Source organism: Streptomyces cinereospinus, assembly GCF_042430725.1.
In the GTDB taxonomy this organism is placed as follows: domain Bacteria; phylum Actinomycetota; class Actinomycetes; order Streptomycetales; family Streptomycetaceae; genus Streptomyces; species Streptomyces cinereospinus.
This window is the reverse complement of the sequence record NZ_JBHMCY010000085.1, coordinates 18670-32034: the sequence shown is the minus strand read 5'-3', so window position 1 is coordinate 32034 and position 13365 is coordinate 18670. Positions and strand designations below refer to the sequence as shown.

Annotated in this window: 6 protein-coding genes; 3 read left to right on the top strand and 3 right to left on the bottom strand. The window is 68.2% G+C overall.

The window, feature by feature from the left end:
* Nucleotides 1–264 precede the first annotated feature (264 nt).
* Entirely contained in the window at nucleotides 265–867 is a 603-nt protein-coding gene (locus ACFF45_RS30870; RefSeq protein WP_166630149.1) for a restriction endonuclease, read from the bottom strand.
* A gap of 58 nt (nucleotides 868–925) precedes the next feature.
* The gene (locus ACFF45_RS30865) at nucleotides 926–3676 is read right to left on the bottom strand and encodes a hypothetical protein (RefSeq protein WP_381350074.1); all 2751 of its coding nucleotides are present in this window, start codon (nucleotides 3674–3676) and stop codon (nucleotides 926–928) included.
* 218 nt (nucleotides 3677–3894) lie between these two features.
* Here ACFF45_RS30865 and ACFF45_RS30860 point away from each other — a divergent pair, with 218 nt between their 5' ends.
* Nucleotides 3895–4101 (top strand): hypothetical protein, encoded by a 207-nt coding sequence (locus tag ACFF45_RS30860; protein WP_166630147.1) that lies wholly within the window; start codon nucleotides 3895–3897, stop codon nucleotides 4099–4101.
* Nucleotides 4102–4229: 128 nt separating this feature from the next.
* Here the strand turns inward: ACFF45_RS30860 and ACFF45_RS30855 are convergent, their stop codons facing one another.
* Nucleotides 4230–8942 (bottom strand): hypothetical protein, encoded by a 4713-nt coding sequence (locus tag ACFF45_RS30855; protein WP_381350073.1) that lies wholly within the window; start codon nucleotides 8940–8942, stop codon nucleotides 4230–4232.
* Nucleotides 8943–9328: 386 nt separating this feature from the next.
* Between ACFF45_RS30855 and ACFF45_RS30850 the strand changes: the two genes are divergently transcribed.
* Nucleotides 9329–9958, top strand: a complete 630-nt coding sequence (locus ACFF45_RS30850; RefSeq protein ID WP_381350072.1) for a transcriptional regulator — start codon at nucleotides 9329–9331, stop codon at nucleotides 9956–9958.
* Between the two features lie 142 nt (nucleotides 9959–10100).
* The gene (locus tag ACFF45_RS30845) at nucleotides 10101–13298 is read left to right on the top strand and encodes a Tn3 family transposase (RefSeq protein WP_381350070.1); all 3198 of its coding nucleotides are present in this window, start codon (nucleotides 10101–10103) and stop codon (nucleotides 13296–13298) included.
* Nucleotides 13299–13365 lie beyond the last annotated feature (67 nt).

The window sequence follows — 13365 nt, the reverse complement described above, 5'->3', positions numbered from 1 at the left end:
CATCAACGAGCCATGGGACGGGAAGCAACACCTTGATGATCTGCAAGCCCTTAGGCCACGTTGGCACTCACCCCGGTCGCCCTGCTGATCCATACCCGGCACGGATGATGCGGGGCGAGCCGGAAGCGGGCTGCGCGAACCGCCCCTGGGCTGTGCACCGTGGCCGACCCCTTCCGGCTGCTTATGGAGTCTGCGGCCGGCGATGACGGGGCGTCAGGGTGACGCTGCCCTGGCCATCGCCGACGGTGGAACCGACATCCCCGGTTACCGCAGCCACTCGTGCAAGGGGGCCGGCTCTTCAGGGGTGACCAGCTGGACGCGGGTCGAGCCGGCGTTTTGCCCCGGCGTGTACAGATGGGCGACAAAGGGAGGGACCCCGAAGCGGTCCCGGGCCTCCTGGCGCGTCATGACGGGCGCGGTATCGGTGGACTTGGTCTCGAAGGTGTAGCGGCCCTCTGTAACAGTCATCAGCGCGATGCCGTGGGCTTGGGCGAAGACCAGAGCGCCTTTCTGGTAAGGAGCGGTGGACACCATCAGCGCCTTGTGCGCCCCGACGCTCGTGAGCTTGTGATGCAGAACCTGGACAAGTTCACGCTTGATCGGATGGGTGTGGTGCTTGGCTTCGACCAGAACCAGGAAATCCATGCCCAGGAGCTCGTAGCGCACGGTGGCGTCCATGTCGTAGTCGCCGTCCATGCCGTGGACCATCTCGTGCAGTGCCACCTGGAGATCGACTCCGGCAGGGTGTATGGACTGCAGCAGCTCTACGACGAACTGCTCGAACTGGGCAGGCGTCATGTCGGCCCGGGGGTAGTGGGCCGTGGGCCGTGCGATGGCCTCATCCTGATGCGACGTGTTCGCTTCCACGCTTACTCCTTCGTACCGTCCGACGTGGGCCGTCTGGTGCGCAATGTGTTCGGGGCTGCTACCACGGCGTGCTGGCGGAGCCGTCTGCTTCCAGGCCGCAGCGGACCAACTGGGCCTCCCCGTCGTGAGAGTCCGGATGCAGGAGCCGAGCGAGGTCGGTCAGCACGCTGTAGTCGCCGCCGTCGATGGCGCCGCGGTAGAAGAACTCGGCCTTCGTCGCGTTGCCGGCGATCAGCGCACGCTGTCCCAGCAGCCGGCGTGCCTCGGTCTGGTGCGCAGAAGCCTTCTCCAACAGTCTCAGGATTTCCTGCGGCACCGCCGACCCTGCCACGGGCCCGGACTGTTGCCACTGATCAAGGCGCCATACGGCCAGCACCATCTGTGCCCCACTGGAACCGTCCTGCGCGAGCTGGCCAAGGTGCTCCTCGGCCAGACGCCGTACGGCAGGCTGGGGCCGAGTCAGCAACGGCCGCACGGCGGACACCACGGCCTGCGCCCGCCCGCTGCGACGGCAGTGCTCCAACAGTTTTCCCGCCTCCTCGGGCCGACTCGTACACCAGCGGGAGACCAGCTCGGCGACCGCCCGGTCGTTTCCTTCCTCCGCAGCCGTCGTCAGCACGGATGCCGCAGCCTCATCCCGTCCTTGGCGTGCCAGGAACCGTTCGAGGTCAAAGACGGCGATCTGCGAGCCGCTGTCGATCAGGGCGGACAACAGCTGCTCGGTGAGATCTGCGTATCCGTGGTCAGGCAGGCGGGTCTGCCAGCGCAGCGGCAGCAGCGACGGCTTGCGGGCGAGGCGGCGTGCCAGCTGGCGGATCTCGCCCGGCGCTGCAACGATTTTCGCTGGCCCGTGCTCGTGCGGGCCTGCCGAGTGCTCCAGCACCTCCCGGATTCTCTGGACGAGCACAAGATCCGCACCAGATGCGGCGGCAGGCTCGACCTCGGCCTGACGCGCGTGCTCGGTGAGCTGGGCGGCCTCCTCGGGCAGACCCGTGCTCTCCCACAGTTCAGCGAGGGAAAACGCGGCGTCCCGGTATCCCGCCGTGTAAGAGTCGGCCAGCAGATCGGCGGCCAGGACGCACATCTGCTGGTCGCGCTCCTCTGTGCCGATGCTGGCCAGGGTGGAGCCGACATACCACAGGCTGTAGCCGCCATCGTTTGCCTCGCGTGCCAGTGCGGCGACCTCGTCGCGACCCGGCAAGGTCAGAATGCGGCCGGTTTCGGTGTAGCTGAAGCACATGCCCTCCACGGCATCCGGGCTGCCCCGCATCCCAGCCCGCAGATACAGCTCGCGGGAGGTCCGGTAGCGGCTGCGTGAGAAGGCGTGCAGTGCCAACCGCTCAAGATCCTCGCCGCTGCCGAGGTGTTGATACGCGGCATCCCAGAACGTGGCGGGCGGCACCTGGTCCCAGCGCCGGGCTCCGGCGTGCTGCTCGAGATAGTCCACCACGTCGACCACGCCCGGCAGCGGGCCCATCTGCGTGGGGTGGGCCACCGGCAGCAGTGCACTGGTGACCTGCTTGATCGGCTGGCGCGCATACGCCAACGCCTGCTCGAACCAACTGGGTTCCGCTTCGGCCCGCTCGCGTGGTGTGAGATATCCCGTGACCGCCTGTTTCAGGAAGGCCTCGGGCAGCGGTGCGCGCACGCCAAGGCGCCGTGCGTCGATGGCCGCGGTGAGCACCGCCTTGCCGTAGGCGTGCGGCGCCTGCTGCCAATGCTCCAGCAACTCCGGCCCGGCTGCCAGGGTCTGGGTCACCGCCCCTCCTCTGTTAGCAGCCGCCACCGCTGCCAGAGACGGGTCCGAGGCGGCCCGCCGCACAAACTCCTGCCACGCCTGGCCGGTGAACGACTCAGGCACGTCCACCGTCCAGCCGCTGCTGAGCAGAGCGCGGGCCTGGCCATGGCGATCTGCCTGTCCGTCATAGGGCGTCGCCACCAGTGCCCGGTAGTTCTGCGGCCAGATCGTCGCCACCGCAGCCACCGGACCCGGCTGCTCCAGCAACTCCCGCAGCAGGGCCGCCGCCTGTTCCCCCTCAGGCTCGGCCAGCAGCCGGTGAAGATCGTCCAGCCATACCACCGTCCTCGCCGCCACGGGCGAGCCGGCCAATAGCTCCACCAGAGCCTCGGCCGTCTTCGGATACACCAGCGGCCAGGCGGGGACCACCTCCCGCACCGCCTCGTACGCGGTGCGGGTCTTGCCTGTACAGGAGCCGCCCCGCAACACCAAGAGCGCTGCCTCGCCGCTCTCCGCAAGACGCCGCAGCCGGTTGCGGACCAGGACATCGTGCTCCCGCGGCACATAGGCGGGCAGCGCGAACTCCTCCTGCTCGCCAGCGCATCCTTCGCCCGGCACTGCGGCGTGCACGCGCAATTGGCGGGCGCTCCACGAGGACACCGCACGGTGCACGACCGGACCCTGCACTACAGCAGCGCCAGCCGGATGTGGCTGCGCCCGCCGCGCTCGCCCGGTACGGGCTGACCGGCTGCGCGCCTCACCGCGCACGGACTGGACAGCCGCGTGCGCCGACGACCAGTCGACCTGATCAAGGCGAGCCACATGGGCGGCAGTTGATGCGCCGGAGTGCTGGCGTGCCGCAGCCAGCAGCAGACCGGCCGCCCTCTTCACCGCATCGACCTCGTCGGGGACCTTCCCGTGCCGCAGCCAGGACTCCAGGGTGGTGTGCGGCACGCCGATCTGCGCCGCCAGCTGCCTCCAGGACACCTCAACGAGGCCCCGCAGCTCACCCAGGGCAAGCAGCAGCGTGCGGAAGTACTCCTCCGGCTCTACCGGGCCCTTCCCGCTCACCGCCACAGGCCCGACGCCCTCCCCGCCTCGCTCCGCCCAGAGCCCGAGCCCCGCGCACCGTCGGACACCCTGCCACACGCACGACCCCTCTGAACTGCACATTTCATGGCCCGGGCACAGGGCTGTCCGACTGACGTGACGGACACCAGGCGCTGTCGGCACCGTAGGGGCATCACGTTACGCACCTGGCGTGATCCACCCCAACTGAAGGAGAAAACATGTCTCTTGCCCTCATCGTGGCCTTCCTCGTCCTCGCCGTCACCGTCTTGTGCGCCGCGCTCATGGCCGCCCTGGCGGGGCTGCTGCATCGCCTGGACGGGGCCAGCCTGCCCGTCGCCATGAGAGAGGCCGTCTCGGCCTTCTTCATCATGTTCGCCACGGGTATCGCAGCGCTCGCGCTGCTCACGTCGTGGATGCTCAGATGACCAGGTACCGTCGCCGACCACGACCGCCGCCGGCCCGGTACCGCCGCTGCCGGGCCAACGGAGCGCCAGCACACCCGCATTCGGCGATGCGCGCACCACCGAGCCGCTACGGTGGACGCCGGCTTGGATCACCGGAAGGCCCGCTCGATCCCAAAGACCAGCTGGTGGGCGCGTGGCCAGCCCGCGGCGACGAACACGTCGCAGATCTGCCGCACCGCGGTCAGGCATTCAGGCGTGCGCAGCAACTGTTGATGGTCGGCCAGAATCCGCTCGACCAGACGGACACACAGATCCAGCGCCAGACTGTCGGAGACGTACGCTGCGGGCGCCCCCGGCGCGGTCAGCAGATCGCGTACCGCGAGCAGAGCCTGCTGCGGCATGCTGGTAAAGATGTGCTCGTACATCTGGATGAGATGGTGCGTGGCGCTGGGCACGGAGGCGTTCTCGAGCAGCGCCACGATCGGTGCGGCCTCCTCGACTAGCCGCACCTGCTCAACGCTGGGGGCCGTGCTCTCATTGCCAGTGGCGCCGCTGGCGGCGCACAGCCCCAGGGCGATGTCGTCCAGGAGGCGGGCACTGGCTCGCAGGCGTTCCTGGTCGGCGCTGTCCAACGGCCTGTCGGAAGCAGCCAGCGACTGCTGGAGAATGCCGAGGGCAGGCTCGGCGAGCCGACCCACAAGGGTGAACGCACGGGTGCGGACAGCGTCATCGTCGTGGGTCAGCAGTTTGTTCTCACGGAGGTTGAACAGCAGCCTCGACCAAATGGTGTGACCGGCCCAGCGCTTGAGGAACTCGTCGAGGACGGTACCGGCCTCTGCGAGGGCTGTGTCCACCCACAGGTATCCGGTGATCTCGGTGCAGAGCGCGGAGACGGAGGCCGGGCCGTCCTCGGGCTCTACCCGGTCCGCCACCCGGGACAGGAGTCTCACGCCCCTGCCCGGGTCGCCCAGACGCAGGCAGGCCATCCGCACGGTGTCACACAGCAGCACCGGGTCGGACTCCTGATCAGCGAAGCGCTCCAGCAAACTCCAAGCCGTTTCCCCGTCGGCCCGGCCCAGCATGCCCGTGCCCCGAGCGATACAGATTCTGACCCAGTTCACGGGATGCTCGGCCAGACGACAGATGGCTTCCTTCACTGCGGGCGTGTACTGGCCGGGCAGCTGACTGAGCTGCGTCAGGCCGGTGGCCGCCCAGCCACATGCATCGTCGGGAATCACCCCGCTGAAGTGGTCGCTCCCGGCGGTGGTTTGAGGTCCGGCCTGCATGCTCAGCAGCACCTCGCGCGCCAGTTCCAGGGACGGGCCGGACACCCCGACAGGACGCGTAAATAGTTCCGCTGCCTGCGCCAGAGCACGCTCGGCCCGCTCTCGCACAGCGGCGGATAGCAGGTCGCCGGCCGCGAACAGCTCACGCACCACCGCCTCGATAGCGGTGATCGCCTCCACCGCAGGACTGCCCTCACGGTGGGCGGAGACGAACTGTTCCACCTCACCCGTCAGTTGCAGGCCCCTTCGGTCCGTCGCGCTGAGAGGCCCCGGTCCAGCGGCAGCATGGGGTGCGGCCGGCGCCAGATCACTGTCGCCGCTGTCCGCGGTCCCGGCAGAGCCATTCTCGGCAAGGCCGGGCAGGATCATAGGCTGAGGCGACAGCGCATCGACGAGCAGCTGGTAGGGATCAGTCCACGACCAGGCAGCGCCGCCTTGAGCAGGGGCGGAGTCCTTGAGCGCACGGACGGCCGCCTCGAGCCGGCCGGCCTGCTGCTCGTCGAGCGTCGGGTACACGGCACCGATCAGCCCGGCCAGCGGCACCAGCAGATCCGGCAGGCTCAGCGAGACAACCATCGCCTCTGCCGGCGCGGCCAGTTCCTGTGCCAGTACCATGTTGTTTGCCGCAGCCCGCAGAACGTGCCGCCACACAGCAGCCGCCTGCGGGGCCGCCGCCACCGCATCCAGCAACTGCCGCGCCTGCACTGGGTCGCCGAAGGCGGCGATAGTCTGCTCGAAAGCATCCAGCAAGGCCGCCAGATCTCGACGTTGGTACGACGGACGGTCCCAGAGCCGCGAACCGTCGGCTATTACACCGACAGCGCGGCCGGCCAGCCAATCGGTGTGTACAGCATCCGCCTCGCCTTGGAGGCGGCTGAGCCGGGTCAGGATGTCCAGGGCCCGGGTGAGGTCGTGCCGTACAACCCCGGGAAACTGCTGGATCAGCTGGTAGCGGCTGGCGCTGTAGTCCTGCTGCTGGGTCGAGACCAGCGTCAGCACGGATCCCGACCCCAGCTGGGTGGCAGCGGTGGACGTCTCGTCGTAGCTCATGACGGCCACGTACAGATCCGTCACCAGCGACGGAAGACACTCCATCAGGCGGGGGACGTCCTGGGTGAGAGGGAACAGGTCATTGTGGCCGCGCTCGGCCAGTTGCTCGCCCTTCAGCGCCTGGCGCAGCAGAGCACAGGTCGTCTCCGGGGCGCTGGATGCGGTGCGGATCACCGCGGTGATCGCCGGCCAGCTTTGTCGGGAGACAGGCAGCGTCCACAGGTGGGCCACGAGGGCCCGCGCCGCGCGGCCGCACTGCTCCGCGGCGGGCGCCGGCAGCGCAGTAGCTGCCAGGTCGCTGACCAGGATGAGCAGGGCGCCGGTAGCGGCTGCGGGCTGCTGGGACAACTGCTCGGCCCAGTCGCACCAGATGCCCGGATCGCCGACGGCGTCGTTGCCTGCCGCGAGGGACACGGCGACGGCAACCGCATGCGCCAGCTGCCGTGCCTCGGGGGAGCCCGCCGCGAGCTGAGTGAGCAGCGGTGCCAGAGCGCCGGCGGTGCGGCAGCAGCGCACCACCACCGCGGCGACCGCCGCAGTCGCCATCCGCGGCAGCGACGGCGCCGCAAGCCGAAGCGCGAGCTGCCAGAACCGCTCGGGCCCCTGACGCCAGGACAGCTCCAGATACATGTCCACGCTGGGATGGGCGAACAGCAGTGCATCGGGATCGGAGCCGAGACGGCCAGCCAGGCCATCATCGCCGGTGGCGAAGTGGGCGACAGCGAGGGCGTAGTCGAACAGGACATTATGGGAGAACTGCACTGGCCCCAGCAGCCCGCTGTCCACCCCGATCTCGGACACGGAAGCAGGCATCAGTACCCGGTCGGACAGCAGGGCGTTCAGCACATCGGCTGCGGTCGTGTTGCCGGCCAAGACAGGCTGAGCGGAGATGGCCAGTTTACGGGCCGTGACCGCGGCTTGACACCACTCGGCAATGAAGGCGCGTCGCTGAGGGCTGTCCGGATGCCCGCTCACACGGTGCTGCCAGTAGCGGCTCAGCAGATCCAAACGGCTGTCGATGGCCTGCAGGTCGGCGGGCACCACACCTTCCAGGAGCAGCTGGGCGGCCAGACGCAGGTTGAAAGGATTTCTCAGCAGGTGCTTGACCTGTTCCTCGGAGGAGGCTTCCAGCTCGGCTAGAGAGACCAGGGACCTGGTGATCTCGTGGAACTCGGCGTCGTCGAAGTCGCCCACCACCACGGCATCGCCAGAAATCAGTGAGCCGAGACTGACCGAGTGCACCAGGTCCCAGGTCCTGATCGACGCCACCACACTCCAGTGGGGAAGCCGCTGATGCACCTGTCGGATGAGTAGCCGCCACAGCTCACCGGCTGCATCGGCGCGTGCAGCATCCAGGGCATCCAGCACCATCAGTCCCCGGCTGCCCGGCGACCACTGCTCCAGCGTCTCGAGCAGCGGATGCTCCAGTTGCAGCTCACCCTGCAACTGGCCAGCACTTGTCGCGGCGATGCTTCCCACCTGCACGAACAGCACTGGTCGGTTGGCAGATACCCAAGTGCTTGCCAGACAGTGCAGAGCGGCGCTCTTACCTGCGCCAGGCTCGCCCGTCACCAGGCACGACCCCTGCTCCACACGTGAAGCCAGAACCCCGTCCACACTCCGATGGACCCTGATGTCGCCCTGGGGGCCGGGGATCTCGGTCAGTTCGCCTTCCATCTGCTCCAGCGTCTGCTGGGTCAGCGCGGCCAGTCGGGCCACGTCCTCGCGGAAGTCACGGATCGTCGCAAGCTGAATCTTGGACGTCTCGGTGAGTTCCTGCTGTAGTCCTACCAGGTCGATGCCGATCTTCTGCTTGGACAGCTGGGTGCAGACCCGCAACAGCGCATCCCAAGCGGCGTCGGCCCGAGCCGGGTCAGCGACGACAGCGGTCCGCAGCAGTGTCAGGGCCTCGCGCTCGCCGTCTCGGCCCTCTTCGGTATCCAGCACCCACACCCAGCAGTGCGCCAGAAAGGCCCGCAGCTCCTCGCCGGTCGGCTCGGTAGCAGGCCATGCGCGTTTCCACTCCCGCTTCACGTGATCGACGAACGTGGCATGGGCATGGACCTGCTTGGCGTTGAACCCGGCGGTAGGGCTGGCAGCGGCAGGAGCCTTCCGCATGCGTTCCAAAACCTCTGCGAGATCCTTGGTGACAGCTGAGGAGGCGTCCGAAGTGGTCACCAACACCAAGCGGTCCTCTTCATGCCCCGACCACAGATGTTGCTGTACAAACTGGCCCGCAGTCTTGGCCAGTTCGCTCTTTTCGGTCGTTCCCAGCGAGATGGACCGCTTAGCCTGCAGCGCCAGGACCGCTCCGCTCGCTAGGCGCACCAGGCAGTCGTCGATCGGCGCCTTCGTCTCACAGGAGATCTCTTGCACAGCGCTGCCGAACAGCCCGCGCACCCCCGCAGACGCGGCACCGGCGAGCGCCTGGACCGCGAACCAGGCCGCCACCCGCGCCTGGTAGTCGAAACCCCCGGTGCCTGCACTGCCGCCGGCATCCGTTCTGGTGGCAGCCTTCGCGCTCATCTGGTTACCCCCTTGTGCCGCAGTCATCATAGGGATGCCGCATACGCCCAAAGGGGCATTTTGGATCAGGCTCCGCACCATCGCCTGCGTGAGCTGTGGTTGGCGGTACCAATACACCTGCTGGTACCGAAGGAGCACGGGCGGCTTTCCGGTGCAGAGTCCCGCAGCCAGGACAGGGGGACGTGGCGGTGCCCCCCCGCGGGATGCTTGCCACGTCGTCATCTGCAGAGCTGACGGGCAGGGCATCAGGTGGTGTTCCTCGAGGAGAGCAGGCAGGGAGCGGCGCAGTATCGTTGCGGCCGTGATCTCTGCAGTTCCCGCGCTCAGCGGTCACCCCGGCGGCGCGAGCGGTCGCTGCGAGCCTGCTGCCCGGAAGGATGACGAGCATGTCGACCCCGGCCACCGTACCGATCACCCCGAAAGAACGCTGGGGGGAACTCGGCTTGTACGGGGCCCGCGGCATGACCGGCGGCGAGGCCCTGGCCCGCACACTCGACCACGCAGCCAGCGGAAGCATCCCGCCAGTGACCACCAGCCTTGGCCTGACCATCCGGCTGCGCTACCTCACCTGGGGCAGCCGGGGCGACCACTGGCTGAGGGCCGCTGGTATCAGCGTCACCGGCCGGACCATCAACCGCTGGACCAGCGGCGTACAACGGCCCCGCCCCGACAACCTTCGCCTGATCGACCGGGCGTTCTGGCTCTGTCGCCGCGCCAGTCTCGCCGACCACTACAAGCAGCGTCTGTGGGACGACGGCCGCAGCAGACGCATCGAGATCCACCCCGTCGATCAGAAGAGTGTTCCGTCCAGCCGGCAGCGCGAGTTGCGCGTGCGGCACATCAACGTCCGCCACGAGTGGCAGGCGGTCGTGGACGCTTGGAGCAGCAACGACCACAGCACGCTGGATGAGCTGTGGACGTGGATCGTGGATGGCCTGGGGTCGGACCACCAGGCCTACACGGGGTCCAGCCAAGGTGAACCCAAAAGCCGCCACGGGACGATCTTGAAGCGGTGATCCCCTGCCGCTCCCTTATCACCGCGTCCCGGCGGGTGTCCTGGGTTCCGCGGTTCTGATCTTCTCGGCCTTGTCGCTCCGGACATGATCGCGCGGGCGCGTGTGGCGCCTTCGTATGGGCTGGGCGTCGGGTGGGGTGGGGATGACCTCGATCGAGCGGACCGCGTACCCGCGGTTCAAGCGGCTGATCACCGCGCGTGAGCTGCATGTGTTCTTCACGCCCAGCGAGGAGGAGCGGGTCTGGGTCGAGGAGGTCACGGACTCTGACGAGCATCAGCTCGCGCTGCTGGTGGCGCTGAAGTCGTATCAGCGGATGGGGTGCTTCCCGAAGGCGTACGACGTGCCGAACCAGGTGGTGGAGTTCGTGCGCCGGGCGGTGGAGCTGCCGGAGAGCACGCTGGCGGTGTATGCCTCCGGCCGCACGGCGGAGCGGCACCGGTCGTCGGTGCGTGAGCGGTGCGGGGTCCGCTACGACGGCCAGGCCGCCCGCGCTCTCGCGGAGGAGACGATGCGGGTGGCGGCGGCGTCGAAGAACAACCCGGCGGATCTGATCAACATCGCGCTGGAGAAGCTGGTCGAGGCCAACTTGGAGATACCGCGGTTCTCCACGCTGGACGCGATGGCCTCCACGGTGCGGGACCAGGTGAACGAGGGGATCCTGGCCGGTATCCGGGGCCGGATGACCGAGGAGGAGCGGCGCCGGCTGCTGGGGCTGCCGGATGTGATCGGGCTGGACCGCAAGACACTGTTCAACGCGCTCAAGCAGAACCCGGGCCGGGCGACCTGGTCGCACTTCAAGCGGCTCAAGGGCCACCTGGAGTGGGTGGACGGGCTCGGTGACACCGGGAAGTGGCTGGAGGGAGTCGCCTCGACGAAGGTCGCGGACTTCGCCGGCGAGGCGGAGGCCCAGGACGCCGCCACCTTGAAGGACTACACCGACGACAAGCGGGTGGCGCTGACGGCCTGTCTGGCCTCCAAGGCATGCATGCGTGCCCGGGACGACCTGGCCACGATGTTCTGCAAGCGCATGGCGGCGAAGGCGAAGAAGGCCCGCGAGGAGCTGGCCGAGATCCACCGCCAGCAGCAGGAGATCGTGGAGGCGCTGATCGGCAACTACCGCACCCTGCTCCAGCAGATCGACAGGGAGGGACCGGCGCAGACCGCGCGGGCGAGGGCGGCGGCGCTGACCAAGGAAGCCCTGCACGCGCTGGAGGGCCTGGATAAGGAGTCGAGTGCGGCCGAAGTCGCCGCGCGGCTGGACGGGAAGGTCTCGCCCGCGTTCCTGCTGCTGGCCGAGGGGCTGATGGTGCAGTCCAACGGGCTGGGCTCGCTGCTGTCCGTGGTGGACAAGCTGGGCGGGTTTGAGGCCCAGTACGCGCAGATCGAGAAGGTCTCCGCCCACCACGGCGACAACTGGGAGGTGCTGCTGCACGGCCATTTGAAGGCCGACCGTCCGGTGATGTTCGACCTGAGTGACGTCATCGAGTTGAAGGCCACGAGCGAGGACGTCAGCGTCCTTAACGCGCTCGCGCACGCCAAGGCCCACCGCACCCCGGCCCGCGACTACATCCCCGACCGCGACGCGGACGGCAGCGAGATCGACATCTCCTTCGCCACCCAGAACTGGCGCAAGGTCATCCGTGACCGCCGCCGGCCGGGGCACTTCGTGCGCCGCCACTTCGCGGCCATGGTCTTCTTCTACCTCGCCGAGGAGCTGCGCTGCGGCGACGTGGCGGTGATCGGCTCCGAGGAGTACGCCGACTGGTCCGAGCAGCTGCTGCCGTGGGAGCAGGTGGAGGCCAAGCTGCCGGAGTACCTGGTGGAGGTCGGCCTGTGCGAGGCGGGTGACACCACGCCGTTCGACGGGCGCGCTCTGGTGGCCCAGCTGCGCCGGCGGCTGACCGAGGCGGCGGCGAAGGCGGACGGGGAGTACCCGGACAACGACGAGCTGTTCATCGATCCGGAGAGCGGGGTGCCCAAGCTCAAGCCGCGCCGCGCGGAGAAGCCGAGGGTGAGCGCGGTGCGGCTGGAGCAGGCGATCAAGGAACGGATGCCGGAGCGGTCGCTGCTGGGCATCGTGGCGCGCACCGCCTACTGGATCGAGTGGTGGCACCGGTTCGGGCCGGCCTCCGGCAACGACCCAAAGCTGAAGGACCCTTTTGGCCGGTATGTGATCACCACGTTCGTCAAGGGGACGAACATGACGTACGCCGAGGCCGCCCGGCACATCGCCGGGGTGAGCGCGCACGAGCTGTCGGTCACTTCCCGGCGCCACACGACGGTGGCCAAGCTGAACGAGGCGCTCACGGATGTGGTGAACGCGCACGCAAAGCTGGACATGTCCCGCGCGTGGGGCAACGGCACCACCGCGGCGGCCGACGGCACCCACATGGACACCTACCTGGACAACCTCCTCGCGGAGACCTCCGTGCGGTACGGGGCGGTGGGCGGTATCGCGTACCACCACATCTCGGACCTGTACATCGCGTTGTTCACGCACTTCGTGCCGTGCGGGGTGTGGGAGGCCGTCTACATCATCGAGGGCCTGCTGAAGAACGCGAGCGAGGTGCAGCCGGGCACGATCCACGCCGACACCCAGGGCCAGAGCTATCCGGTGTTCGCGCTCGCGCACCTGCTCGGGATCGATCTGATGCCCAGGATCCGCAACTGGAAGGACTGCCTGTTCTTCCGCCCGTCCCGGTCCGCCGCCTACGAGCACATCGACGCCCTGTTCGGTGAGCCGGGCCGCAACGTGATCGACTGGAAGCTGATCGAGACCCACTACCGGGACCTGATGCGGGTGACCGTCTCGGTCCGCGAGGGCGCCATCTCCTCGACCCTGCTGCTCAAGCGGCTGCGCTCCGGCTCCCACAAGAACGCCACCTACACCGCCTTTCGCGAGGTCGGGCGCGTGATCCATACCGTCCAGCTGCTTCGGTTCCTCTCGGATGCGCCGCTGCGCGGCCGGGTGACGGCTGCGACGAACAAGGTCGAGGCGTTCAACGGCTTCAGTGACTGGGTGCGGTTCGGCCAGCTCGGCACTGTGACGCGCAACGATCCGGTCGAGCAGGAGAAGGACGTGAAGTTCACCTCTCTGCTCGCCAACCTGCTGATCTTCCACAACACCCTGGACATCGCGGACGTGGTGCGGCAGTTGCAGGCCGAGGACGAAGTGATCGACCCGCTGGATTTGGTCCAGATCTCGCCGTACCTGACGGAGCACGTCAACCGGTTCGGCGTCTACTCGACCCACGAGATAGGCGTAGCCCCGGAGGACTACGACACCCGCCTCGATGTCGACTTCAGCGTGCTGGACGACGACCAGGCCCCAGCCGCGTGACCGCGCGGCGCCCTGGACCCAGCCGACCTCGGTGGCCCGCTTCGCCGTTGGGCCTTCCGGAGTACAA

Coding starts and splice junctions, on each gene's coding strand:
- ACFF45_RS30860 (WP_166630147.1), top strand. CDS start 3,895: ATGTCTCTTGCCCTCATCGTGGCCTTCCTCGTCCTCGCCGTCACCGTC.
- ACFF45_RS30855 (WP_381350073.1), bottom strand. CDS start 8,942: ATGAGCGCGAAGGCTGCCACCAGAACGGATGCCGGCGGCAGTGCAGGC.
- ACFF45_RS30850 (WP_381350072.1), top strand. CDS start 9,329: ATGTCGACCCCGGCCACCGTACCGATCACCCCGAAAGAACGCTGGGGG.
- ACFF45_RS30845 (WP_381350070.1), top strand. CDS start 10,101: ATGACCTCGATCGAGCGGACCGCGTACCCGCGGTTCAAGCGGCTGATC.